This window comes from Streptomyces sp. NPDC091292 (assembly GCF_044757265.1).
Taxonomy (GTDB): Bacteria; Actinomycetota; Actinomycetes; order Streptomycetales; family Streptomycetaceae; genus Streptomyces.
In genome coordinates this window covers 268,303-293,347 of the sequence record NZ_JBIVUQ010000003.1, presented here as the reverse complement: position 1 = coordinate 293,347, position 25,045 = coordinate 268,303, and the positions used below count along the sequence as shown (strand labels likewise).

22 protein-coding genes are annotated in these 25,045 nt (G+C 70.5%); 16 read left to right on the top strand and 6 right to left on the bottom strand.

Translation table 11 applies throughout. The annotated features are described in order from the left end of the window. Positions 1-42 precede the first annotated feature (42 nt). A complete protein-coding gene (gene xseA, locus ACIQNU_RS12665; protein ID WP_401364982.1) occupies positions 43-1,275 on the top strand; it encodes an exodeoxyribonuclease VII large subunit in 1,233 nt (410 codons plus the stop codon). Next, the gene (locus ACIQNU_RS12660; protein ID WP_401364981.1) at positions 1,272-1,505 is read left to right on the top strand and encodes an exodeoxyribonuclease VII small subunit; all 234 of its coding nucleotides are present in this window, start codon (positions 1,272-1,274) and stop codon (positions 1,503-1,505) included. The genes xseA and ACIQNU_RS12660 overlap by 4 nt, the downstream gene beginning before the upstream one ends. Before the next feature lie 72 nt (positions 1,506-1,577). Here ACIQNU_RS12660 and ACIQNU_RS12655 read toward each other — a convergent pair whose 3' ends face one another. Together ACIQNU_RS12655 and ACIQNU_RS12650 are read right to left on the bottom strand one after the other, a co-directional pair. After that, positions 1,578-2,168 carry a malonic semialdehyde reductase gene (locus ACIQNU_RS12655; RefSeq protein ID WP_401364979.1) on the bottom strand — a complete coding sequence of 197 codons (591 nt, stop codon included), beginning with the start codon at positions 2,166-2,168 and terminating at the stop codon, positions 1,578-1,580. 131 nt (positions 2,169-2,299) lie between these two features. After that, positions 2,300-2,881: a DUF4245 domain-containing protein gene (locus ACIQNU_RS12650; protein ID WP_401364977.1), complete on the bottom strand. Its 582-nt coding sequence runs from the start codon at positions 2,879-2,881 to the stop codon at positions 2,300-2,302. Positions 2,882-3,071: 190 nt separating this feature from the next. Here ACIQNU_RS12650 and glpX point away from each other — a divergent pair, with 190 nt between their 5' ends. Then, positions 3,072-4,106, top strand: coding sequence for a class II fructose-bisphosphatase (gene glpX / locus ACIQNU_RS12645; RefSeq protein WP_401364974.1), 1,035 nt, complete (start codon positions 3,072-3,074; stop codon positions 4,104-4,106). A gap of 116 nt (positions 4,107-4,222) precedes the next feature. Here glpX and ACIQNU_RS12640 read toward each other — a convergent pair whose 3' ends face one another. After that, complete coding sequence (locus tag ACIQNU_RS12640) at positions 4,223-4,597, bottom strand: WhiB family transcriptional regulator (RefSeq protein ID WP_401364972.1); 375 nt, start codon at positions 4,595-4,597, stop codon at positions 4,223-4,225. A 223-nt stretch (positions 4,598-4,820) separates the two neighbouring features. Next, a complete protein-coding gene (locus ACIQNU_RS12635; protein ID WP_401364969.1) occupies positions 4,821-5,519 on the bottom strand; it encodes a DUF1707 domain-containing protein in 699 nt (232 codons plus the stop codon). A 234-nt stretch (positions 5,520-5,753) separates the two neighbouring features. Between ACIQNU_RS12635 and ACIQNU_RS12630 the strand changes: the two genes are divergently transcribed. The 6 genes from ACIQNU_RS12630 to ACIQNU_RS12605 all read left to right on the top strand — a co-directional run bounded on the left by ACIQNU_RS12630 (position 5,754) and on the right by ACIQNU_RS12605 (position 14,945). Continuing rightward, the gene (locus tag ACIQNU_RS12630) at positions 5,754-7,472 is read left to right on the top strand and encodes a fumarate hydratase (protein WP_401364966.1); all 1,719 of its coding nucleotides are present in this window, start codon (positions 5,754-5,756) and stop codon (positions 7,470-7,472) included. 95 nt (positions 7,473-7,567) lie between these two features. After that, on the top strand, positions 7,568-8,953 hold the full coding sequence (locus ACIQNU_RS12625; protein ID WP_401364963.1) for a class II fumarate hydratase: 1,386 nt from the start codon (positions 7,568-7,570) through the stop codon (positions 8,951-8,953). A gap of 725 nt (positions 8,954-9,678) precedes the next feature. Continuing rightward, positions 9,679-10,338 carry a DUF402 domain-containing protein gene (locus tag ACIQNU_RS12620; RefSeq protein WP_401364960.1) on the top strand — a complete coding sequence of 220 codons (660 nt, stop codon included), beginning with the start codon at positions 9,679-9,681 and terminating at the stop codon, positions 10,336-10,338. A gap of 116 nt (positions 10,339-10,454) precedes the next feature. Further along, the gene (locus ACIQNU_RS12615; RefSeq protein ID WP_401364957.1) at positions 10,455-11,174 is read left to right on the top strand and encodes a class I SAM-dependent methyltransferase; all 720 of its coding nucleotides are present in this window, start codon (positions 10,455-10,457) and stop codon (positions 11,172-11,174) included. A gap of 75 nt (positions 11,175-11,249) precedes the next feature. Then, positions 11,250-13,355, top strand: a complete 2,106-nt coding sequence (locus ACIQNU_RS12610) for a SpoIIE family protein phosphatase (RefSeq protein ID WP_401364954.1) — start codon at positions 11,250-11,252, stop codon at positions 13,353-13,355. A 126-nt stretch (positions 13,356-13,481) separates the two neighbouring features. Continuing rightward, positions 13,482-14,945 (top strand): catalase, encoded by a 1,464-nt coding sequence (locus ACIQNU_RS12605; RefSeq protein ID WP_401364951.1) that lies wholly within the window; start codon positions 13,482-13,484, stop codon positions 14,943-14,945. 15 nt (positions 14,946-14,960) lie between these two features. Here the strand turns inward: ACIQNU_RS12605 and ACIQNU_RS12600 are convergent, their stop codons facing one another. Beyond that, positions 14,961-17,237, bottom strand: coding sequence for a transglycosylase domain-containing protein (locus tag ACIQNU_RS12600; protein ID WP_401364948.1), 2,277 nt, complete (start codon positions 17,235-17,237; stop codon positions 14,961-14,963). 354 nt (positions 17,238-17,591) lie between these two features. Here ACIQNU_RS12600 and ACIQNU_RS12595 point away from each other — a divergent pair, with 354 nt between their 5' ends. The 5 genes from ACIQNU_RS12595 to ACIQNU_RS12575 all read left to right on the top strand — a co-directional run bounded on the left by ACIQNU_RS12595 (position 17,592) and on the right by ACIQNU_RS12575 (position 22,487). Then, positions 17,592-18,485 carry an SPFH domain-containing protein gene (locus ACIQNU_RS12595; RefSeq protein ID WP_401365618.1) on the top strand — a complete coding sequence of 298 codons (894 nt, stop codon included), beginning with the start codon at positions 17,592-17,594 and terminating at the stop codon, positions 18,483-18,485. After that, positions 18,431-18,697, top strand: a complete 267-nt coding sequence (locus ACIQNU_RS12590) for a hypothetical protein (protein WP_401364945.1) — start codon at positions 18,431-18,433, stop codon at positions 18,695-18,697. Before ACIQNU_RS12595 ends, ACIQNU_RS12590 begins: the two co-directional genes overlap by 55 nt. Positions 18,698-18,901: 204 nt before the next feature. Further along, complete coding sequence (locus tag ACIQNU_RS12585; RefSeq protein WP_401364942.1) at positions 18,902-19,426, top strand: PadR family transcriptional regulator; 525 nt, start codon at positions 18,902-18,904, stop codon at positions 19,424-19,426. After that, the gene (locus ACIQNU_RS12580) at positions 19,423-20,109 is read left to right on the top strand and encodes an ABC transporter ATP-binding protein (RefSeq protein ID WP_401364940.1); all 687 of its coding nucleotides are present in this window, start codon (positions 19,423-19,425) and stop codon (positions 20,107-20,109) included. Before ACIQNU_RS12585 ends, ACIQNU_RS12580 begins: the two co-directional genes overlap by 4 nt. An 80-nt stretch (positions 20,110-20,189) precedes the next feature. Then, positions 20,190-22,487 (top strand): ABC transporter permease, encoded by a 2,298-nt coding sequence (locus ACIQNU_RS12575; RefSeq protein ID WP_401365617.1) that lies wholly within the window; start codon positions 20,190-20,192, stop codon positions 22,485-22,487. A 289-nt stretch (positions 22,488-22,776) separates the two neighbouring features. On the opposite strand, the gene ACIQNU_RS12570 is transcribed toward ACIQNU_RS12575, so the two are convergent. Continuing rightward, on the bottom strand, positions 22,777-23,775 hold the full coding sequence (locus ACIQNU_RS12570; protein ID WP_401364937.1) for a LysR substrate-binding domain-containing protein: 999 nt from the start codon (positions 23,773-23,775) through the stop codon (positions 22,777-22,779). 154 nt (positions 23,776-23,929) lie between these two features. Here ACIQNU_RS12570 and ACIQNU_RS12565 point away from each other — a divergent pair, with 154 nt between their 5' ends. Next, positions 23,930-24,484: a peroxiredoxin gene (locus ACIQNU_RS12565; protein WP_401364934.1), complete on the top strand. Its 555-nt coding sequence runs from the start codon at positions 23,930-23,932 to the stop codon at positions 24,482-24,484. 2 nt (positions 24,485-24,486) lie between these two features. Next, entirely contained in the window at positions 24,487-25,020 is a 534-nt protein-coding gene (locus ACIQNU_RS12560; protein WP_401364931.1) for an alkyl hydroperoxide reductase, read from the top strand. The last annotated feature ends 25 nt before the right edge of the window (positions 25,021-25,045 follow it).

Sequence of the window (25,045 nt, the reverse complement as noted above, 5' to 3'; positions counted from 1 at the left end):
CTCTCCACCCGCCCTGTCAGTGCCGCCCGTTACGCTCGGCGCATGGCTGTGAACACGTCCCCGGAGAACCCGCTCCCCGTCGGTGACGTCTCCCGTCTCATCGGTGGCTGGATCGACCGGCTCGGCGCCGTGTGGGTCGAGGGACAGATCACCCAGCTGTCCCGCCGCCCCGGAGCCGGCGTCGTCTTCCTGACGCTGCGCGATCCGTCGTACGACATCTCGGTGAGCGTCACCTGCTACCGGCAGGTGTTCGACGCGGTGGCCGACGTGGTCAGCGAGGGCGCGCGCGTGGTCGTCCACGCGAAGCCCGAGTGGTACGCGCCCCGGGGCCAGCTCTCGCTGCGGGCTGCCGAGATCAAACCGGTCGGCGTCGGGGAACTCCTCGCCCGGCTTGAGCAGTTGAAGAAGTCCCTGGCCGCCGAGGGCCTGTTCGCGGCGGACCGCAAGAAGCCGCTGCCCTTCCTGCCGCAGCTCGTCGGCCTGGTGTGCGGCCGGGCGTCGGCGGCCGAGCGCGACGTCCTGGAGAACGCCCGGCACCGCTGGCCCGCCGTCCGCTTCGAGGTCCGCAATGTCGCCGTGCAGGGTGTGCACGCGGTGCCGCAGGTCGTCCAGGCCGTGAAGGAACTCGACGAACTGCCCGAGGTCGACGTGATCGTCGTCGCGCGCGGCGGCGGCAGCGTGGAGGACCTGCTCCCGTTCTCGGACGAGACGCTGGTACGGGCGGTGGCCGCGTGCCGTACGCCGGTCGTCTCGGCGATCGGGCACGAGCCGGACAACCCTCTCCTGGACCACGTCGCCGACCTGCGCGCGTCCACGCCGACCGACGCGGCGAAGAAGGTCGTCCCGGACGTCGGTGAGGAGTACGAGCGGGTGCGCTGGCTGCGGGACCGGGCCCGGCGCACGGTGGGGGCGTTCGTCGACCGTGAGGAGCGCGGACTCGCGCAGACCCTGGCGCGCCCGGTGATAGAGGACCCGCACCGCATGATCGACGAGCGCGCCGACCATGTCGGCGGCCTGGTCGACCGGGGCCGGCGCACCCTCGGGCACCTCCTGGACCGCGCCGGTTCGGAGCTGACGCACACCCACGCGCGCGTGGTGGCGCTCTCCCCCGCCGCGACCCTGCGCCGGGGGTACGCGGTGCTCCAGCGCGCGGACGGCCATGTGGTGCGGGCACCGGACGACGTGACGGCGGACGAGGAGCTGCGCGCGCGGGTCGCGGACGGCGAGTTCACGGTACGGGTGGAGTCGGAGCCGACACATAGGGTGGACGCATGACCAGCAAGGCGGACGAGGCGGGCCTCGGGTACGAGCAGGCGCGGGACGAGCTGATCGAGGTCGTCCGGCGCCTGGAGACCGGGGGGACCACCCTGGAGGAGTCGCTGGCCCTGTGGGAGCGCGGCGAGGAGCTGGCGAAGGTCTGCCGCCGCTGGCTGGACGGCGCACGGGCCCGCCTGGACGCGGCGCTCGCGGAGGAGGAGGACGACGACGAGGGCGAGAAGGCGTAGGGGAGACCGGAGACCCCCGACCGCTTACCAGCAGTGCCGGTGCGCCGGGGGCCCGTCGTCCTGCGCGGTGCCTCAGACCGTCGTCACGACCTGGTCGATCGCGAGGCGCGGGGAGCGCGGGAACCAGGCGTTCTCGCCCGGCCGGCCGATGTTGACGACCATCAGCGGGGTGTGGTCGTCGTCCAGGAACTCCTTCTGGATGCCCGCGAAGTCGCCGCCGGTCATCGGGCCCGCGGCCAGACCGGCGGCCCGGACGCCGATGATGAAGTACGCGGCCTGGAGCGCGGCGTTCATGGCGGCGGCCCGCTCGCGGACCGGGCGCTCCGCGAAGAAGGCGTCCTTGGCCTGCGGGAAGTGCGGGAGCAACTGCGGAAGCTCCTCGTGGAACTCGTTGTCTGCGGAGAGGATCGCGACGAGCGGCGCGGTGGCCGTCTTGGGCTGGTTGCCCTCGGACATGTGCCGCACCAGACGCTCGCGGGCCTCGGGGCTGCGGACGAGCGTGATGCGCAGCGGCGACTGGTTGAAGGCGGTCGGGCCGAACTTGACCAGGTCGTAGATCGCCTGAATCTGCTCCTCGGTCACCGGCTCGTCCGTGAAGGTGTTGGCCGTACGGGCCTCACGGAACAGCAGATCCTGGGCGGCGGAGTCAAGAACGAGAGACATGGGGCAACCTTCTCGGTGTGAAAATGGGGGGGATCCGGGGTCGGTTCCGACAGTACGACGATGAGGTTGAAGGTTCAACCAAAACTGGACCGTCGTGATCCACTTCACAGTGCGCGAGGGTTGCGTCCCGCCTAGGAAGCCGTGGCGGAGGCGGTCGGGGAGGCCGTCGTATCGGCGGTCGGTGAAGCCGTCGTATCGGCCGTCGTCAAGGCCCGCGCCATCTTCGTCAGACCGTCGAACGACGCCGTGCCCGTGACGACCGTCGTCGCGCCCTTCTCCGTGAGGACGAGGGCGTCGAACTTCTCACCCGCGTACCGCTGCCACGTCCGGCCGTCGATCTCCGTGGTCCGCTCGGTCCCGGTGGCGCCCCGGCTGACCCGGTCGATGAACGTCGACGGCTTCTCGGTGGACTGCTCCACGGTGACGTACTGGTCGTCCGGGCCGTGGAAGCCCAGGTGCCAGGCGTTGAAATTGTCACCCCGGTAGCGCACGGAGGTCGCCTTCCAGTCCTCGGACAGGCCCTCCGGCGCCGCCACCGGATAGGGCGCCGCTCGGCGCGCCGTCAGCAGCTCGACGCGGTAGTCCACACGCTTGATCGGCGTCTGCGTCTCGTCGTGCGGGATGAAGAGCCAGACGAATCCCGCGACGAGGACCGTCACACCCAGCGAAAGGATCATGTTCCGCACGTTCTTCGTGCCTTGCTTGCCAGCCACGGACCCATGGTCTCAGGTGGCGTTCCGCGCGCCGCCACCCCCCTCACCGCCACCCCTCACCGCCACCCCCACCAGCACATCCGGCGCCGGTCCGCTCATGCGTGGGGCCCTCTGCTCATTCTGGCGATCGGCGGATAGAGTCGATACACACCCTCATCCGGCCGTCGTCGTATCAGAAAGGTGCGTCTCGATGACCGAGAATCATCAACTTCCTTCCGAACTTGAGGTCCCCTCCGAGGCTCCGGACCGCAACCTGGCCCTGGAGCTGGTCCGGGTCACCGAGGCCGCGGCGATGGCCGCGGGCCGCTGGGTCGGCCGCGGCGACAAGAACGGCGCCGACGGCGCGGCCGTACGGGCCATGCGGACCCTCGTCTCCACCGTCTCGATGAACGGCGTCGTCGTCATCGGCGAGGGCGAGAAGGACGAGGCGCCGATGCTCTTCAACGGCGAGCGCGTCGGTGACGGCACGGGCGCCGAGTGCGACATCGCCGTCGACCCGATCGACGGGACCTCGCTCACCGCCAAGGGCATGCCGAACGCCATCGCGGTCCTCGCGGCGGCCGACCGCGGCACCATGTTCGACCCGTCGGCCGTCTTCTACATGGACAAACTGGTCACCGGCCCGGAGGCCGCGGACTTCGTGGACATCGACGCCCCCGTCTCCGTGAACATCCGCCGCGTCGCCAAGGCCAAGCGGTCGTCGCCCGAGGACGTCACCGTCGTCATCCTGGACCGGCCCCGGCACGACGGGATCATCAAGGAGGTCCGGGAGACGGGCGCCCGGATCAAGCTGATCTCGGACGGCGATGTGGCCGGTTCCGTACTCGCCGTGCGCGAGGGCACCGGGGTCGATCTGCTGCTCGGCGTCGGAGGCACGCCCGAGGGCATCATCTCGGCCTGTGCGATCAAGTGCCTGGGCGGCACGATCCAGGGCAAGTTGTGGCCCAAGGACGAGGCGGAGCGGCAGCGGGCGCTCGACGCGGGCCACGACCTCGACCGGGTCCTCGCCACGAACGACCTGGTCTCCGGCGACAACGTCTTCTTCGTCGCCACCGGCATCACCGACGGCGAACTGCTGCGGGGCGTGCGCTACCGCGCCGAGACCGCCACCACCTCGTCGCTCGTGATGCGCTCCAAGTCCGGCACCATCCGCCAGATCGACTCGGAGCACCGGCTGTCGAAGCTGCGCGCCTACAGCGCCATCGACTTCGACCGCGCCAAGTAGACGTAGACGTACACGCAGGCGTAGACGTTCGTGTACGGCGACGGGGGCGCCCTCCTTGTGCGGGGAGGGCGCCCCCGTCGCCGTACGGCGGAAATCCCTGGGGCGGAGGTCCGGTGTCAGCCGGCCGCCGCGATGGGGTCGGCCGTGCGGGCCTTCTTGAGTTCGAGGTCGCGCCGGCGGCGCCGGGCCAGGACCACGCGGCGCTCGGCGGCGGTGAGGCCGCCCCACACGCCGTACGGCTCGGGCTGGAGCAGCGCGTGTTCGCGGCACTCGACCATGACGGGACAGCGGGCGCAGACCCGCTTCGCGGCCTCCTCGCGGGAGAGTCTCGCGGCCGTGGGTTCCTTGGACGGGGCGAAGAAGAGCCCGGCTTCGTCACGGCGGCAGACCGCTTCCGTGTGCCATGGGGCGTCCTGGTCCCGATCCTGAACGGGCACCCGCTGTGTGGGGACGGCGGCGACCTGAAGGGACTGATGCGGCGGATGCAGCACGGTCTACTCCTGACGACGGCTTCGCGAGGGAGCGGTAGCGGCGATGCAGCAAGCCCTACCCGCTGTACGCGGTCCTATGCACTGAGTCCCCGTACAGGGGCGTGGTGCATGGACGTTCTCGGTCAGGTGCGGAACGCCGGGCGCGACGGCTCTGAGGTGCGGCGATGCCCGCCCGCCGCCCGTCCCGTACCGGAAGTGTCCCGTCGTGGGAGGTGGCCCGAAATCAGTGGCCGAGGTGCTTGCGCATGCGGTCCCGGAGATCCCCGATGAGGCGCCCCCGCTTGGGCCGGGCCTCGATGCTGCCGAGCACGGCGATGCCGTCGACGAAGACGACGGGTGCGTCGGTCTCGCGCGAGTCGAGCGTGGTGACCTCGAAGTTGCCGAGGACACCGCCGCCGCTGCCGCGCAGCGAGATGTTCTCGGGGACGCGGATCTCGACATTGCCGAAGACGGAGATCGCCTTGATGACGACCTCCTGGTACTCGAACAGGGCCTCGCTGAGGTCGATCTCGACATTGCCGAAGATCGCGTACACATGGGTCCTGCGGCCGACGCGCCAGCGGCCCTTGCGGACCGTGCTGCTGAACACCGCGACCAGGTTCTCCTCGGCGACCGACGGGACGGCGCCGTCGGCCGGCCGGTTCGGGGCCGATCGGCGGGTGTCGCGCGGGGCGAACTCGCCGCTGTTGGGCAGGTCCTGGACGAACGGCTGCAATTCGGCGACCGTTTTGGCGCGATACACGCCGTCGATGCGCTCGGCGTGCTCGTCGGCGGTGAGGCGGCCCTCGGCCAGCGCCTCGCGGAGGATGTCGGCCACACGGTCCCGCTCGGCGTCGGACGCGCGGAGGCCCGTGGGCTGCGGCTGCGGTGTCGGCTCCGTCAGGGCCGTTTCCGGCTGGGTCGGTCGCTTTTCGAGGTCCACGGCCACCACCCTACCGAAACGCGATAGATCGCGACTACCCCATCCGCGCCGATCCACCCGCCGATCCCCCGCCCATCCACCCATCCACCCATCCACCCACCCATGCGCCGCTTCCGGCCCCGCAGCCAAACTGAGCCTTACCTCACAAGGACCCGTCCCGCTCCCCGCTCTACGCTGGACCACGCGCTGCCAATGGAGGCCGCGCCGCAGTCCGCCGAGTGAGGAATGGCCGCAATGCCCCCTGTCGCCCGTACGCCCGAATCCGCCGCCGCCGGCTCATCCAGTTCCGCGTTCGCGTACACGGACCTTCTCCCGCAGGGCGAGGACACCACGCCGTACCGGCTGGTGACCGCCGAGGGCGTGTCGACCTTCGAGGCCGACGGGCGGACCTTTCTGAAGGTCGAGCCGGAGGCGCTGCGTACGCTCGCCGAAGAGGCGATCCACGACATCCAGCACTATCTGCGGCCCGCCCACCTCGCGCAGCTCCGGCGCATCATCGACGATCCGGAGGCGTCGGGCAACGACAAGTTCGTCGCCCTCGACCTCCTGAAGAACGCGAACATCGCGGCGGCGGGCGTGCTGCCGATGTGCCAGGACACCGGCACGGCGATCGTGATGGGCAAGCGCGGACAGAACGTCCTCACCTCGGGCGGCGACGAGGAGGCTCTGTCGCACGGCATCTTCGACGCGTACACGCGGCTGAATCTGCGCTACTCGCAGATGGCCCCGCTGACGATGTGGGACGAGAAGAACACCGGTTCGAACCTGCCCGCGCAGATCGAGCTGTACGCGACGGACGGCGGCGCGTACAAGTTCCTGTTCATGGCGAAGGGCGGCGGCTCGGCGAACAAGTCGTTCCTCTACCAGGAGACGAAGGCGGTCCTCAACGAGGGCTCGATGATGAAGTTCCTGGAGGAGAAGATCCGTTCGCTGGGGACGGCCGCGTGCCCGCCGTACCACCTGGCGATCGTCGTCGGCGGTACGTCCGCCGAGTACGCGCTGAAGACCGCGAAGTACGCCTCCGCGCACTACCTGGACGAGATCCCGGCCGAGGGGTCGGCGCTCGGGCACGGCTTCCGGGACAAGGATCTGGAGCAGAAGGTCTTCGAGCTGACGCAGCGGATCGGGATCGGGGCGCAGTTCGGCGGCAAGTACTTCTGTCACGACGTGCGCGTGGTGCGGCTGCCGCGGCACGGCGCGTCCTGCCCGGTCGCCATCGCCGTGTCCTGCTCGGCCGACCGGCAGGCCGTCGCGAAGATCACCGCCGAGGGTGTGTTCCTGGAGCAGTTGGAGACCGACCCGGCGCGGTTCCTGCCGGAGACGACCGACGAGCACCTGAGCGACGAGTCGGACGAGGTGGTCCGGATCGACCTCAGCCGGCCGATGGACGACATCCTCGCCGAGCTGACCAAGTACCCGGTGAAGACCCGTCTCTCGCTGTCCGGCCCGCTGGTCGTGGCGCGCGACATCGCGCACGCCAAGATCAAGGAGCGGCTGGACGCGGGCGAGGAGATGCCGCAGTACCTCAAGGACCACCCGGTGTACTACGCGGGTCCGGCGAAGACGCCCGAGGGGTACGCGTCCGGTTCGTTCGGCCCGACGACGGCCGGGCGTATGGACTCCTACGTCGAGCAGTTCCAGGCGGCCGGCGGCTCCAAGGTGATGCTGGCCAAGGGCAACCGGAGCAAGCAGGTAACCGACGCGTGCGAGGCGCACGGCGGCTTCTACCTGGGCTCCATCGGCGGACCCGCCGCCCGGCTCGCCCAGGACTGCATCAAGAAGGTCGAGGTCGTCGAGTACGAGGAACTCGGCATGGAGGCCGTCTGGAAGATCGAGGTCGAGGACTTCCCGGCGTTCGTGGTCGTGGACGACAAGGGCAACGACTTCTTCCAGGACCCGGCGCCGCAGCCTACGTTCACGAACATTCCGGTACGGGGGCCTGGGCTCGGGTAGCTGGGGCTGCGCCCCAGACCCCCTTCGGCCTGAACGGCCTCGTCCTCAAACGCCGGACGGGCTGAATGGGGTGCGCCGGGTGCGATGCTGGACGTATGGACCAGTTTCGGATCGAGCACGACTCCATGGGCGAGGTGCGGGTGCCTGCCCACGCCAAGTGGCGGGCGCAGACGCAGCGGGCCGTGGAGAACTTTCCCGTGTCCGGGCAGCGCCTTGAGCGGGCGCACATCGAGGCGCTGGCGCGGATCAAGGCGGCTGCCGCGCGGGTGAACGCCGGGCTCGGCGTGGTCGACCAGGACATCGCGGACGCCGTCGTGGAGGCGGCCGGTGAGGTCGCGGACGGGCGCTGGGACGACCAGTTCCCGGTGGACGTCTTCCAGACCGGGTCCGGCACCTCGTCCAACATGAACATGAACGAGGTGCTCGCCACGCTGGCGTCCGAGCGCCTGGGCCGTCCCGTACACCCCAACGACCATGTGAACGCCTCGCAGTCCTCCAACGACGTCTTCCCGTCCTCGGTCCACATCGCGGCCACCGCCGCCGTGACCCGCGATCTGATCCCCGCACTGGAGCATCTGGCGGCGGCCCTGGAGCGCAAGGCCGGGGAGTTCGCGGACGTCGTCAAGTCGGGGCGTACGCACCTCATGGACGCCACGCCCGTGACGCTCGGGCAGGAGTTCGGGGGGTACGCGGCGCAGGTGCGGTACGGGGTCGAGCGGCTGCGGTCCTCGCTGCCGCGGCTCGCGGAACTGCCGTTGGGCGGTACGGCTGTGGGGACCGGGATCAATACGCCGCCCGGGTTCTCGGCCGCCGTCATCGCCGAGGTCGCTTCGGCCACCGGGTTGCCGCTGACCGAGGCGCGGGACCACTTCGAGGCGCAGGGGGCGCGGGACGGGCTGGTCGAGACGAGTGGGCAGCTGCGGACGGTCGCGGTCGGGCTGACGAAGATCGCGAACGATCTGCGGTGGATGGCGAGCGGGCCGCGGACCGGGCTCGCGGAGATCGCGCTGCCGGACCTTCAGCCCGGGTCGTCCATCATGCCGGGCAAGGTGAACCCGGTGATTCCCGAGGCCGTGCTGATGGTGGCGGCGCAGGTCATCGGCAACGACACGACGGTCACGGTGGCGGGGGCCTCCGGCAACTTCGAGTTGAACGTGATGGTGCCGGTCATCGCGAAGAATGTGCTGGAGTCGGTGCGGTTGCTGGGCAACGGGGCGCGGTTGCTCGCGGACCGGGTGGTGGACGGGGTGACGGCGGATCGGGAGCGGGCTCGGGAGTACGCGGAGTCTTCGCCGTCGGTGGTGACGCCGCTGAACAAGTACATCGGGTACGAAGCCGCTGCCGCTGTGGCCAAGCGGGCGCTTGCCGAGCGGAAGACTATTCGTGAGGTGGTGTTGGAGGCGGGGTATGTGGACCGGGGGGAACTGTCTCTCGCGGAGCTGGACGCTGCGCTGGACGTGCTGGGGATGACGAAGCCTTAGAGGTGCCCGTCGCATCGGGCTGTGCCCACCCGTTCCGCCGTGCGGAACGCCTGCCCACAGCGGGACCGGGGGGGCGACGGGGGCGGGTGTCCGGGGCGGGATCGGCGGAAGTCGGCGGAGGCGGATGTCTGTAGCGGGACCGGCAGGAGTGGGCGGGGCGCCTGCCCACAGCGGGACCGGCGGGGGTCGGCGGGCACGGCCGTCCGCCGCGGGACCGGAGGCAGTCGGCGGAAGCGGATGTCCGTAGCGGGACCGGCAGGAGTGGGCGGGGCGCCTGCCCACAGACGGACCCGCGAGGGTCGGCGGGCACGGCCGTCCGCCGCAGGACCGGAGGAAGCCGGCGGAGGCGGACGTCCGCCGCAGGACCGGCAGAAGTACCCGGAACGCCTCCCCACAGCCGGACCCGCGAGGGTCGGCGAGCGCGGCCGTCCGCCGCAGGACCGGCGGAAATCGGCGGAGGCGGATGTCCGTAGCGGGACCGGCAGAAGTACGCGGGGCGCTTCCCCACAGCCGGACCCGCGAGGGGCGGCGGGCGCGGCCGTCTGCTGCGGGATCGGAGGTAGTCGGCGGAGGCGGATGTCCGGCGCGGGACCGGCAGGAATGCGCGGAACGCCCGCCCGCAGCCGGACCCGTGGGAGTCGTCGGGGTGGGTGGGGGCTGGTTGGTTGGCTGGAATCTGGATGTGTGGTGGCGTGTCTTATGACTGCGGCACCTACTATCTGGCCATGACAGAGAGTGGGAGGTGGGCTCCGGGGAGCCCTGTTCTGTGGCGTTATCGGGAGAACGGGCGTGGGGACCGGTTCCACATCTGCCGGCCCGTCACTGTCGTCGAGGACACCGGTGATCTGCTCGCCGTGTGGATGGCGCCGGGCACCTCCTGTGTGCGGCCGGTGCTCGCCGACGGCACCCCCGTGCACGACGAACCCCTCGGTACGCGCTACACCAAGCCGCGTACCGTGGAGACCGCCCGCTGGTCGGGGACCGGTGTGCTGAAGCTGGCGCGGCCCGGGGAGCCCTGGTCGGTGTGGCTGTTCTGGGAGCGGGGCTGGCGGTTCAAGAACTGGTACGTGAACCTGGAGGAACCACGTACCCGATGGGCCGGCGGCGTCGACTCGGAGGACCACTTCCTGGATATCTCGGTGCGTTCCGACCGCAGTTGGCGGTGGCACGACGAGGACGAGTTCGCCGAGGCCCAGCGCGCCGGTTTGATGGACGCCGCGCAGGCGCGGAGAGTGCGCGACGCAGGTCAGGCGGCGATCGAGGTGATCCATGCGTGGGGACGCCCGTTCTCGGACGGCTGGCAGGAGTGGAGACCGGACCCGAAGTGGCCGGTTCCGGTCTTGCCGGATGACTGGGACCGTACGCCCGCGCATGTGTCCTCATGAGACCCTTGATGCGCCCCCATGGTTCAAACGTAGGATCGTCCTCCGCAACGGCGTACAGCAGCAACTCCTGGTGCTTGCGCGGGGTCTGACAGGATGTCATCGAGGGGTGGCAGGACGTGAGCGAGAACAGCGAGGCGGACGGCGGGGCGCGGGCGGCGTACGAGGGCTCCGAGGCATACGCCGCGTACGGCAGCACGGCCCCGGACCGGACGGGTCAGGCCAAGGCGTTCGACATCATCGGAGGGCGCTACGACGAGGCCTTCCCCCACAAAGAGGGCCAGATCGCGGCGGGTGCGCGGCTGGCGGCGGCGCTGCCGGAGGGTGCGCGGGTGCTCGACGTGGGCTGCGGCACCGGGCTGCCGACCGCGCGCGGGCTCGTCGACGCGGGGTTCACCGTGCTCGGGGTCGACCTGTCGGATGGCATGCTGGACCTGGCCCGCGCACAGGTGCCGGAGGCCGAGTTCCTCAACCGTGATCTGGCGTCACTGCGCGCCGACGGCCCCGCGGGGCTCGGCCGGTTCGACGGGATCACCTGCTTTTTCACGCTGTTGATGCTGCCCCGTGCTGAAATACCGTACGCACTGCGGCAGTTCCGTACGCTGCTCAGGCCGGGGGGCCTGCTGGCGCTCTCGATGGTGGAGGCAGATCTGGATGACGCGGAGATTCCGTTCCTGGGGCAGTCGATCCGGGTATCGGGATTCCTGCGGGACGAACTGCGCCAGGTCGTCAGTGGAGCGGGCTTCGAGATCACGGACGAGGACACCCGCTCGTACGCCCCGGCGAGGGCAGACGCACCACCCGAGCATCAGCTCTTCCTCAACTGCCGACGCACCTGATCACCGCGTGACGCACTTGGTGACGCCTTGACCGCGCGCGCCGCGCGCAGCCCCGGACGGACGGATTCGACACGCGTGACGGAGCACCCCACCTCCCAGGAGGGCCGCCCGAGCGGCGCCGCAAGCCCTCCCGCACCCGCGGACCCTCGCGGGGCGCTGCTGCGTACCCCGAAACCGCCCCAGCAGCCGAGATCCCCGGAGACGGGGGCCGGCCCGCTGGCAGGGCCGGGAACCGGGCTGCCCGTGCAGGGCCGCTCCGGCGACCCGGCGCACGGCGCGACGGGCGCGTGCTCCGGCACGGGCCAAGGAGCCGACACGGGAACGGGCCCCGGCACCGGCCCCGAGCACGCCCAGTCGTCCCGCGCCGAGCCCGACCCGCACCGCACCCGACCCGTCGTCCCGGACCCCACTCCGGCGCCCGGTGAGGGTCCCGTCGCGCACACCGGCACCTCCACCGTGGCGCCGCTGTCGGCGGGCGCCGCCGCGATGCGCAGGGACGGCGACCGGCTGCGGTTCGTGGGCGCCGCGACCCGGCGGATCGCCCGGGGCATGGACCTGGACGAGATCGTGATGGGCCTGTGCCGGGCCACCGTGCCGACGTTCGCCGACGCGATCCTCGTCTATCTGCGCGACCCGCTGCCGGTCGGCGACGAGCGGCCCACCGGGCCCGTCGTGCTGCGGCTGCGGCGCACCGACCGGATCCCGGAGGACCGGGACACCGAGGGCGGCCCGCTGCCCATGCCGCAGATGGACCCCGAGGTCACGGGCACGACGGAGCTGTGCACGGTCCGGCCGGGCGGCGCGCTCGCGGAGGTGCTGCGCGGGGTCCGTCCGGTCTTCGCGGACGCGCCGACCGCGCACGCCGCGCTGCCGGAACTCCTCGGCGCGTTCCGGACCGTGCCCGAGGGCCGGCGGGCGATCCTGGCGCCGCTGCGGGGGCGCCGCCGGGTGATCGGCGCGGCGATCTTCCTGCGCCGGGCCGACCGGACCGCGTTCGAGGGCGACGACCTGCTGGTCGCGGCCCAGCTCGCGACGCACAGCGCGCTGGGCATCGACAAGGCGGTCCTGTACGGGCGCGAGGCGTACATCGCGGACGAGTTGCAGCGGACCATGCTGCCCGAGACGCTGCCCCGGCCGACCGGGGTGCGGCTGGCCAGCCGGTACCTCCCGGCCGCCGAGACCGCCCGGGTCGGCGGCGACTGGTACGACGCGATCCCGCTGCCGGGCAGCCGGGTCGCCCTCGTCGTCGGTGACGTGATGGGCCACTCGATGACCTCGGCCGCGATCATGGGCCAGCTCCGGACCACCGCGCAGACCCTGGCGGGCCTCGATCTGCCGCCGCAGGAAGTGCTCCACCACCTGGACGAGCAGGCCCAGCGGCTCGGCACCGACCGCATGGCGACCTGCCTGTACGCGGTGTACGACCCGGTATCGCACCGCATCACCATCGCCAACGCGGGCCATCCGCCGCCCGTGCTGCTGCATCTGGGCGGCCGGGCCGAGGTGCTGCGGGTGCCGCCGGGCGCCCCGATCGGCGTCGGCGGGGTCGACTTCGAGGCGGTCGAGCTGGATGCGCCCGCCGGGGCGACCCTGCTGCTGTACACGGACGGCCTGGTGGAGTCCCGGCTGCGGGACGTGTGGGCCGGTATCGAGCAGCTGAGGGAGCGGCTCGCGGCGACCGCGCGGCTCACCGGCGCGGACCATCCGCCGCCGCTTGAGGCCCTGTGCGACGACGTGCTCGACATGCTGGGCCCCGGCGACCGGGACGACGACATCGCGCTGCTCGCCGCCCGGTTCGACGGGATCGCGCCGAGCGACGTGGCGTACTGGTTCCTGGAACCCGAGGACGCGGCCCCGGGCCGTGCCCGGCGGCTCGCGCGCAGCGCGCTGGCCCGCTGGGACCTGGAGGACCTCACGGACTCGGTGGAGCTGCTGGTCAGTGAGGTCGTCACCAACGCCGTGCGCTACGCGTCACGCCCGGTGACGCTGCGCTTGCTCCGTACGGACGTGCTGCGCTGCGAGGTGGGTGACGACGTTCCGCAACTGCCGAGGCTGCGCCAGGCGCGGGCCACGGACGAGGGTGGGCGCGGGCTCTACCTGGTCAACAAGCTGGCGCGGCGCTGGGGAGCGACGCGGCTGTCCACCGGGAAGGTGGTCTGGTTCGAACTGAACCGGAATTAGACCCGGTCCAAAAGTTGCCGACCCCCCGTCGGCGGAGTTGACTGGCGTCGTGGCCGAAGCGACCACGACCCGGGGGACATATCCCCCATGTCCCCCGTCAGCCCCCTGTACGACGGGAGAACGCTCGTGACCGAGGCATCCCCGAAGGTCCCCTACACGACGACCAATGCCGGGATCCCCGTGGAGAGCGACGAACACTCGCTGACCGTCGGCTCCAACGGCCCCATCCTGCTCCAGGACCACTACCTCATCGAGAAGATGGCCCAGTTCAACCGGGAGCGGGTCCCCGAGCGGGTGGTGCACGCCAAGGGCAGCGGCGCGTACGGAACCTTCGAAGTGACGAACGACGTGAGTCAGTTCACCAAGGCCGACCTGTTCCAGCCGGGCAAGCGCACCGAGATGCTGGCCCGCTTCTCGACCGTCGCCGGTGAGCAGGGCTCCCCCGACACCTGGCGCGACCCGCGCGGCTTCGCCCTCAAGTTCTATACGGAACACGGCAATTACGACCTGGTCGGCAACAACACACCGGTCTTCTTCGTCCGGGACCCGATCAAGTTCCAGGACTTCATCCGCTCCCAGAAGCGCCGCCCGGACAGCGGGGTGCGCGACCACGACATGCAGTGGGACTTCTGGACCCTGTCCCCGGAGTCCGCGCACATGGTGACGTGGCTGATGGGCGACCGGGGCATCCCGAAGACGTACCGCCATATGAACGGCTACAGCTCCCACACGTACATGTGGATCAACGGCGGCGGCGAGAAGTTCTGGGTCAAGTACCACATCAAGACCGACCAGGGCATCGACTACCTCACCCAGGCGGACGCGGACGCGCTCGCCGGCACCGACGGCGACGTCCACCGACGCGACCTGCACGACTCGATCGCCTCCGGAAACGCCCCGTCCTGGACGATGAACGTGCAGGTCATGCCGTTCGACGACGCCCCGGACTACCGCTTCAACCCGTTCGACCTGACCAAGGTGTGGCCGCACGGCGACTACCCGCTGATCGAGGTCGGCCGGATGACGCTCAACAAGAACCCCGACGATTTCTTCGTCCACATCGAGCAGGCCGCGTTCGAGCCGTCGAACCTGGTGCCGGGCATCGGCCCGTCCCCGGACAAGATGCTCCTCGGCCGGCTGTTCTCGTACCCGGACACGCACCGCTACCGCATCGGCCCGAACTACGCGCAGCTACCGCCCAACCGGCCGCACTCGCGCGTCAGCTCGTACGCCAAGGACGGCCCCATGCGGTACGAGCCGGCGCACGTCGGTGCCGTGTACGCGCCGAACTCGTACGGCGGTCCGGCCGCGGACGTCGGGCGGTACGGCGAGCCCGCGGGCTGGGAGACGGCCGGCGAGATGGTCCGTGAGGCGTACAAGCTGCACGCCGAGGACGACGACTTCGGTCAGGCCGGGACGCAGGTGCGCCAGGTCCTGGACGACGCGGCCCGCGACCGGCTGGTGTCGAACATCAGCGGGCACCTCGCCGACGGAGTGTCCCGTCCGGTCCTCGACCGCGCCATCCAGTACTGGCGCAACGTGGACAAGACACTCGGCGACCGGGTGGCCAAGGAAGTCAACGGTGGCTGACCAGGGTCTGTCGTCCTAGAGCGGTGGCGCGGCCGGGTTCTGCGGGTTCTCGTCCGACGTCGTCGGGTCCGGGCTCGGCGGCTTGATCGTCGCCGGGTTCGACGGCGGGGGCTCCGACGACGGCGGCGGGCTCGACGGCGGCGGCTCGGAGGACGGCGGGGGGCTCGACGGCGGCTCGGACGACGGCGGGGGCGCGCTGGACGACGACGGCGGCGGGCTGGACGCCGGCTCCGACGGCGGTGCGATGGCCGCGCCCATGTCCGTGTCGAGGTCGAACTCGCTGGGCGAGCCCATCACGTCGAAGGTGTACGCGGCCCAGATCTCGGCGGGGAAGCCACCACCGTTGACCCGGCCGCCGCCGGCGGTGCCCTGGAGCGTGGTGTGCGCGCCGCGCGCCAGGGTCTTGCCCCCGTCGTCCTTGCGCTCCTTGCCGACCTCGCCGAACAGGCCGACCGAGGTGACCAGGTCCGGGGTGTAGCCGGTGAACCACGCCGACTTGTTCTCGTCGGACGTACCGGTCTTGCCCGCGACGTCCTGCCGCGCGTTGCGGACCGCGCTGCCGGTGCCGTCGTCGACCACACCGGTGAGCACCGAGGTGACGGAGTCGGCGGTGGTGCGCTCGACGACCTGGCCCCCGATCGGCTTCGGCAGGTCGACCGTGCGGTCCTTGTGATCGGCGGACTTCAGCACGGCCGGCGTGACCTTCTTGCCGTGGTTGTCGAGGGTCGCGTACACCCCCGCCATCTCCAGCGGGCTGGCGCCCATCGAGCCGAGGGTCTGCGCGGGCACGGCCTCCAGGCCCTTGACGTCCATACCGAGTACGCCGGCGGTCTTCATGACCTGGTCCATGCCGACGTCGACGCCCATCTGGGCGAAGACGGAGTTGATGGACTTGTTCATGGCCTTCTGGACGGTGACCTGGCCGTAGTTCACCTTGTCCTCGTTCGGCGGGGCGAAGGCGATGTCGCTGCCCTTGACCGGACGGCCGCTGGTGCCGTCGTAGACCGTGTCCGCCGTGATCGGCTTGCCGGTCTGGGTCTCGGCGCCCGCCTCCAGGGCCGCGGCGAGGATCAGCGGCTTGAAGGTCGACGCGGGCTGGTAGTCGCGGCGGGTCGCGTTGTTGGTGAAGTGCTTGACGTAGTCCTGGCCGCCGTACATCGCGAGGACCGCACCGGTCTTCGGGTCGACCGAGACGGCACCGGCCTGGACGTCCCCGTCGACCGTGCGGGACTTCGGTTCGAGCTTGCTGGTGAGCTGCGCCTTGACGGCCTTCTCCAACTGCTGCTGCTTGGCCTTGTCGATGTTCAGTGTGAGCGTCCAGCCGCCCGCCTCGACCTGCGCCTCGGCGTCGGACGCGGACAGCCCCTCGGCGACGAGCTGCTTCTGGAGCGCGTCGTTGGCCGCCTTGACGAGGTAGCCGGTCTGGCCGCCGAGTCCGGGCGCGGGCCGCGGGTCCTTCGGCACCGGGAACTTCAGGCCCTGCCGCTTGCCGGCGTCGAGCCAGCCCTGCTCGACCATGTTGTCGAGGCTCTTGGTCCAGCGGCCCTGCACCAGCCGCTTGCCGGTGTCCGAAGCGGTCGCCCAGTCGTACTGGCTCGGCGCCTGGAGCAGCGCGGCGAGATAGGCGCCCTGCTCGACGCTGAGGTCCTTGGCGTCGACGCGGTAGTACGCCTGGGCCGCCGCCTGGATGCCGTAGGCGCCGCGGCCGTAGTAGCTGGTGTTGATGTAGCCCGCGAGGATGTCCTCCTTGGACGCCTGGCGGTCGACCTTCAGCGAGATGACCAGTTCCTTCAGCTTGCGCGTGACGGTCTGGTCCTGGGTGAGGTAGTAGTTCTTGACGTACTGCTGGGTGATGGTCGAACCACCCTGCTTGCCCTTGCCCGACAGGGTGTTGATCAGGCCGCGGGCCGTGCCTTTGAAGTCGATGCCCTGGTCGCTGTAGAAGGACTTGTTCTCCAGGGCGACGAAGGTCCGCTGCACGTCCATCGGCACCTGCGCGAGGTCGACCACCTCACGGTTGACGTCTCCGGTACGGGCCATGAGCGAGCCGTCGCTGTACTTGTAGACGTTGCTCTGCTTCCTCGCGTCGGCGTTGCCCTCCGGTATGTCCACGAGCATGTACAGGACGATGAAGCCGGCCATGCCGAGCAGGCAGAGGCCGAAGAACGTACCGAGGAGCTTCTTCCAGGTGAAGAAGCGGCGTATGCCCCGGCGACCGCCGTCGGACGAGCGCCCGCGCGACGCACGGCGCGCGCCGCGCTGCCGTGCTCGTCTTTCTTCGGCTCGTCCCATGGGTCCGTTCTCTCCGCTTCGTACTCGCGCGTACTCGCTTCTCACTGGTGTCTCACCGGGAGGTCAGCTCAGGAAGCTAACACCGCAGGGCGGGACAAGGTCCGCCGATCCGGCCTTTTCCGGACGTGACAATCAGCACCCGGTCCCATGGGAACCGACGATCGGGGGGTGCGGAAGGTTGCCGCATCGGTTAATCTGATATCACTTTGCTAGGCCCAACAGGGGCCCGGGAGACGGGAAAACAAGGGAAACGGGGGCGCAATTATGTCCGATATGCATCGTTCATCCGCTTCGGCGAAGGCGGCTGCCACAGGGGCGGCGGGAGGCTCCGACGGGGGCCCGGGGGTGCCCGAGATGCCGGCGCCCCGGGTGCGGGAGTTCGCGGCGCGCAGCATCGGCGGTGGACTCGCCCTGCTCCTGGGCCTGGCGGGGCTTCTGGTGGGAGCCGCGCTGCTCGCAGCGGGTGCGGGGACCGACGCGACCGGCGCCAAGGCGACGCTGATCGTGGTCGGCATCCTGGTGATCATCGGCTCGCTCGTCGCGATGGGCGGCCTGAACATGGTGGCGCCCGGCGAGGCCCGCGTCGTCCAGCTCTTCGGCCGCTACCGGGGCACGATCCGCACGGACGGTCTGCGGTGGGTGAATCCGCTCACATCGCGCACGAAGATCTCGACGCGGGTACGGAACCACGAGACCGCGGTCCTCAAGGTGAACGACGCCTACGGCAACCCGATCGAACTCGCCGCCGTCGTCGTCTGGCGGGTCGAGGACACCGCGCAGGCCAGCTTCGAGGTGGACGACTTCCTGGAGTTCGTCTCGACGCAGACCGAGGCGGCCGTACGGCACATCGCGATCGAGTACCCCTACGACGCGCACGACGAGGAGGGTCTGTCGCTGCGCGGGAACGCCGAGGAGATCACCGAGAAACTGGCCGTCGAACTCCACGCGCGCGTGGAGGCCGCCGGGGTGCAGATCATCGAGTCCCGCTTCACGCATCTCGCGTACGCGCCCGAGATCGCGTCGGCGATGCTTCAGCGGCAGCAGGCCGGGGCCGTGGTCGCCGCGCGGCGGCAGATCGTGGACGGGGCGGTGGGGATGGTCGAGGCGGCCATCGCGCGGATCACCGAGCAGGACATCGTGGAGCTGGACCAGGAGCGGAAGGCGGCGATGGTGTCCAACCTGATGGTCGTGCTGTGCGGGGACCGGGCGGCGCAGCCCGTGCTCAACACGGGCACCTTGTACCAGTGACTCCGCAGCAACGTAAGCAGGTGCTGCTGCGGCTTGATCCGCTGGTGTACGAGGCGTTGGCTCGGTGGGCGGGGGACGAGTTGCGCAGTACGAATGCGCAGATCGAGTTCTTGTTGCGGCGGGCATTGGCGGACGCGGGCCGCCTGCCCGGCTCGGCCAAGCCGATTCCCCGGCGGGGGAGGCCTCCGGCCGGGGGCGAGGATATGGGTTGACCTTTCCTTCCGGGGCGCCGGACGCCTTGGGCTGTGCCCACCCTCCCCCAGTCTCGGCTTCGCTCGACCGGGAGGTGCCCCCATCGCTGTGCGGAACGCCTGCCCACAGCAAGTACAGCGGGAATCCAGGCGGACCGGCGCCCCTCCAAGGGCTATGCACGGGGGCTATACACGGGGGGTATACATCGTGTGTAGAGTGCTCTCATGTCCATCGGTCACACACTCTTGGGGCTACTGGAGTCAGGGCCCCGCCATGGCTACGACCTGAAGCGGGCCTTCGACGAGCGCTTCGGGCACGACCGGCCGCTGCACTACGGGCAGGTCTACTCGACCATGTCCCGCCTCCTGAAGAACGGCCTCGTCGAGGTCGACGGGATAGAGGCGGGCGGCGGCCCCGACCGGAAGCGGTACGCGATCACGGAGGCCGGCATCACCGATGTCCGGCGCTGGCTCGCGACCCCCGAGAAACCGGAGCCCTACCTCCAGTCGACCCTCTACACCAAGGTCGTCCTCGCGCTGCTCACCCACCGCGACGCCGCCGACATACTCGACACCCAGCGCGCGGAACATCTGCGCATGATGCGCATGCTCACGGAACGCAAGCGCAAGGGCGACCTCGCCGACCAGCTCATCTGCGACCATGCCTTGTTCCATCTCGAAGCCGATCTGCGCTGGCTGGAACTGACCGCCGCGCGTCTCGACAAGCTCGCCCAGGAAGTGCGCCCATGACCCCCGCAGGCTCCCTGCTCACCGCCGTCGACCTGCGCAAGGCGTACGGTCCGACGCCCGCCCTCGACGGCGCCGGATTCTCCATCCACCCGGGCGAGGTCGTCGCCGTGATGGGCCCGTCGGGCTCCGGCAAGTCCACGCTGCTGCACTGTCTCGCCGGGATCGTGACCCCCGACTCGGGCACGATCACCTACGCGGGCCGCGATCTGACCGCGATGAACGACTCCGAACGCAGCGCCCTGCGCCGCAGCGAGTTCGGCTTCGTGTTCCAGTTCGGCCAGCTCGTACCGGAGCTGACCTGCGTGGAGAACGTGGCGCTTCCGCTGCGCCTCAACGGCACGGGCCGCAAGGACGCCGAGCGGACCGCCCTCGCGTGGATGGAGCGGCTGGAGGTCGACGACCTCAAGTCCAAGCGCCCCGGCGAGGTCTCCGGCGGCCAGGGGCAGCGGGTCGCCGTGGCCCGCTCGCTGGTCACCGGCCCGCGCGTGCTGTTCGCGGACGAGCCGACCGGCGCCCTGGACTCCCTCAACGGCGAGCGCGTGATGGAGCTGCTGACCGACGCGGCCCGCTCGGCGAACGCCGCGGTCGTCCTCGTCACGCACGAGGCCCGCGTCGCCGCGTACTCGGACCGCGAGATCGTCGTACGGGACGGCAAGTCGCGCGACATGGAGCGCGTCGTATGAGCACGCGTACGCACCACGAGGGGCCCGCGCCCCGTCCCGCAGGGCCGACCGGCGCGACCGGCTGGATCCGGGACCTGAGGATGGGTGCCCGGTTCGCCGTGACGGGCGGGCGCGAGGGCTGGATGCGGACGGCGCTCACCGCCGTCGGCGTCGGGCTCGGCGTGGCACTGCTGCTGCTCACCACCGCCATACCCAACGCCCTCGCGGAGCGCCACAACCGCGAGCGCGACCGCCAGGACATGACCTACACCGCGCCGACCACGCCGAAGGCCGACGACACGATCCTCGTGGCGCAGACCGACACGACGTACCGCGGTGACGAGATCCGCGGCCGGGTACTCCAGCCCGAGGGCCCGCGCGCCCCGCTGCCGCCCGGCGTCGACTCCTTCCCCGGGCGCGACGAGATGGTCGTCTCGCCCGCGCTCGCCGAGCTGCTGAAGTCCGACGCGGGCGCCCTGCTGCGCGACCGCCTTCCGTCCACGATCACCGGCACCATCGGCGACAGTGGTCTGATCGGCTCGCAGGAACTCGCGTACTACGCGGGGTCCGACCGGCTGACCGTCCAGTCATCGGGCGCGGTACGCGTCGAACGCCTCGACCGCTACGGTGCGGACCGCGAGTCCGAGCCGCTCGACCCGGTCCTGATGCTGCTCGTGCTGATGGTGTTCATCGTGCTGCTGATGCCGGTCGGCGTGTTCATCGCGACCGCTGTCCGCTTCGGCGGCGAGCGGCGCGACCGCAGGCTCGCCGCGCTGCGCCTGGTCGGCGCCGACGGCCGGATGACCCGCCGGATCGCCGCGGGCGAGGCGGTCGCGGGGTCCCTGTTCGGGCTGGTACTCGGCACCGGGTTCTTCCTGGCGGGGCGCGAGTTCGCGGGCAGCGTCCAGGTGTACAACATCTCCACCTTCCCGCAGGACCTCAACCCGTCGCCGCTGCTGGCGCTCCTGGTCGCCCTCGCCGTACCGGCCGCCGCCGTCGCCGTGACCCTGTTCGCGCTGCGCGGTGTCGTCATCGAACCGCTCGGTGTGATCCGCTCCGCGAAGCCCCGGCGCCGCCGGCTGTGGTGGCGTCTGCTGCTCCCGCTCGGCGGCCTGGGGATGCTGTACCCGATGATCGGCCAGGGCAACGAGAACGGCGAGTTCAACCAGTGGCTCGTCACCGGCGGCACCGTCCTGGTCCTGGTCGGGATCACGGCCCTGCTGCCGTGGGTCGTCGAAGCCGTCGTGTCCCGGCTGGGCAAGGGCTCCGTCTCCTGGCAGTTGGCCGTCCGCAGGCTTCAGCTGAGCAGTGGCCCGGCGGCCCGCATGGTCAACGGCATCGCGGTCGCGGTGGCCGGGGCCATCGCCCTTCAGATGCTGTTCGCGGGCGTCGAGAGCGACTACACGAAGATGACGACCAACGACCTCTCGCGGGCCCAGATGAACGTCGCGCTGCCCAGCGACGTCCCGATCGGGGAGGCCGACCGCGTCCTGTCGGCCACGCGGGGCGTGACCCACACGACCCCGCTCGCGGTGGGCTCGCTGGGCGAGCGGAGGAAGGCCCCGGACCTCTCGACCGAGCTGACCGTCGGCGGGTGCGCGGCCCTGCGCGAGGTCGCCAAGGTGACGTCGTGCCGCGACGGTGACGTCTTCGCCGTGCGGAACGCCGAGTACGACGAGAACACGCCCAAGCTCGCCAAGTCCGGCCGGACGCTGTACGTCGACCCCGTCTACAGCGGCTGGGGCGGCAAGGGTGAGCCCTGGCGACTGCCGGACGACATCAAGTGGGTCGACGCCCGCAAGGACCCGACCGGGTACGAGCGCGGCGGTCTCCTCGCCACGCCGGGCGCCCTCCCGAAGGCCGCGGCCGGGGCGCTCCTGAGCACGGTCTACCTCCAGCTCGACCCGTCGGTCGAGGACGGCCGGGAAATCGTCCGCAACGCGGCGGCGTCACTGAGCCCGATCGCCGAGCCCATGACCATGGTGTCGGAGGAGCGGAACGAGCGCTTCGCGTCCATCCGTACGGGCCTGTTCGTCGGCGCGATCTGTGTCCTGCTGCTGATCGGCGCGAGCCTCCTGGTCTCCCAGCTGGAGCAGCTCCGCGAGCGCAAGAAGCTGCTCTCGGCACTGATCGCCTTCGGTACGCGGCGCCGGACGCTGACCCTGTCGGTCCTCTGGCAGACGGCGCTCCCGATCGCGCTCGGCCTGATCCTGGCGAGCGTGGTGGGCCTCACCCTGGGAGCGGCGCTCCTCAAGATGACGGGCTCAAGCGTGGCGATCGACTGGCCGAGCCTGCTGTCGATGACGGGCATAGGAGCGGGGGTGGTCCTCCTGGTAACCGTCCTGAGCCTCCCCCCCCTCCTGAAACTCATGCGCCCGGACGGCCTCCGCACCGAATAGAACCGCTGCAACGCCTGCCCACAGCGGACCTCCGCTCCCGCTGTGGGCAGGCGCCCGGCCGTGAGCAACCCCCGCCCCACAGCGGACCCCTGGTCCCGCTGTGGGCAGGCATCCGGCCGTAAGCAACACCCCGCCCCACAGCAAACCTCCGCTCCCGCTGTGGGCAGGCGCCCGGCCGTGCGCAACACCCCGCCCTACTGCCGACCTCCGGTCCTGCTGTGGGCAGGCGTTCCGCACGGCGGAACGGGTGGGCACAGCCCCAAGTGCCGGGTGCCCCGAAAGACAAGGGTCACCCAAGCACCGGTGGCTGTGCCACAACCCGTACCGGCAACCCCAAAAGCTCCCCCCGCAAAGCCTCCGCCAAAGCCCCGTACTCCCCGAACCGCGCCGCCCCCACCCGCGTAGCGAACGCCACCCGCCGAGTAGGCGCGGGCTCGGCGAAGTACCCGGTCGACAACTGGCCACTACGAGCCGTCTCCACCGCCACCGCACTCCGCGGCAACAGCGTCACCCCCAACCCCCCGGCCACCAACTGCACCAACGTCGACAACCCCGCAGCCGTGGTCGTCACCGGCGCATCGTCCCGCCCCGCCTCCCGGCAGATGTCGAGCGCCTGGTCCCGCAGACAGTGCCCCTCGTCGAGCAGCAGCAGCTTCAGCTCCCGCAGCGCGTCCCGAGGAATCCCCTCGCGCCCGCCGAGCCAGTGGTCCATGGGTGTGACAAGGACGAAGTCCTCGTCGAACAAAGGGAGTTCGACAATCCCCGGCACGCCCAGGGGAACGGCGAGCAGCAGCAGGTCGAGCCGCCCTGCGGCCAACCCGTCGAGCAGGGACGCGGTCTGCTCCTCGTGCACCTGGAGGTCGAGCTGCGGATACCGCTCATGGACGAGCCGCAGCACGGTCGGCAGCAGATAGGGCGCGACGGTCGGGATCACCCCGAGCCGCAGCGCCCCGGTGAACGGCGCCCGTACCGCCTCGGCCTCGTCCAGCAGCGCGCCCACCTCGTCCAGGACGGCCTTGGCCCGTATCGCAAGCCGCTCCCCGGCGGGCGACAACAGCACCTTGCGCGTCGTACGCTCCAGAAGCCGCACCCCGAGAACGTCCTCCAGGGCCGACACGGCACCGGACAGCGCCGGCTGGCTCATTCCGATCGAGGCCGCCGCGTCCCGGAAGTGCAGATGCTCGGCGACGGCCGCGAAGGCCCGTAGCTGAGCGAGGCTCGGCTGCCGCCCCCGCCCGCCCCGCACCGCGCCGCCCCGCACCCCGCGCTTGCCCGCGTCTCCGACCATCGGTCGCCACTCCCCGTAACTGATAACTGAAATCGATCAACACGACCGAGTCTAGCTATTTCCCGAATCAATGCACCCTGTGCCACCATCGTGGCCAGTCCAACCCACAGGAAACCCCTGCAATCCAGGGGTTCCTACGCTGCAAGGAGAGCGCGTGCTCACTGTCGGTGACCAGTTCCCCACGTACGACCTGACTGCTTGTGTGTCGCTGGAGAGCGGCGAGGAGTTCGAGCAGATCAACCACAAGTCCTACGAGGGCAAGTGGCGCGTGGTGTTCTTCTGGCCGAAGGACTTCACCTTCGTCTGCCCCACCGAGATCGCCGCGTTCGGCAAGCTGAACGACGAGTTCGCCGACCGCGATGCCCAGATCCTCGGCGCGTCGGGCGACTCCGAGTTCGTGCACCACGCCTGGCGCAAGGACCACGACGACCTGCGTGACCTGCCCTTCCCGATGCTCGCCGACTCCAAGCACGAGCTGATGCGGGACTGCGGTGTCGAGGGCGAGGACGGCTTCGCGCAGCGTGCCGTGTTCATCGTGGACCCGAACAACGAGATCCAGTTCACGATGGTGACCGCCGGTTCCGTGGGCCGTAACCCCAAGGAGGTCCTGCGGGTCCTCGACGCCCTCCAGACCGACGAGCTGTGCCCGTGCAACTGGTCCAAGGGCGAGACCACCCTCGACCCGGTCAAGCTGCTGGCCGGTGAGTGAGCATGGCCCTCGATGAGCTGAAGTCCGCCATACCGGACTACGCCAAGGACCTGCGCCTCAACCTCGGTTCGGTCATCGGCAACAGCGACCTGCCGGAGCAGCAGCTCTGGGGCACGGTCCTGGCCTGCGCCATCGCGACCCGCTCCCCGATCGTGCTGCGCGAGCTGGAGCCGGAGGCCAAGGCGCGCCTCTCCGCCGACGCGTACACGGCGGCGAAGTCGGCGGCGGCCATCATGGCCATGAACAACGTCTTCTACCGCACCCGCCATCTGCTCTCGGACCCCGAGTACGGGACGCTGCGCGCGGGCCTGCGGATGAACGTCATCGGCAACCCCGGTGTCGAGAAGACCGACTTCGAACTGTGGTCGCTCGCGGTCTCCGCGATCAACGGCTGCGGGCAGTGCCTCGACTCGCACGAGCAGGTGCTCCGCAAGGCGGGCGTCGACCGCGAGACCGTCCAGGAGGCCGTGAAGATCGCCTCGGTGCTCCAGGCGGTCGGTACGACCCTCGACGCCGAGGCCGTCCTCGCCGTCTGACGGTCCGTCCACCTGTCGACCGAGC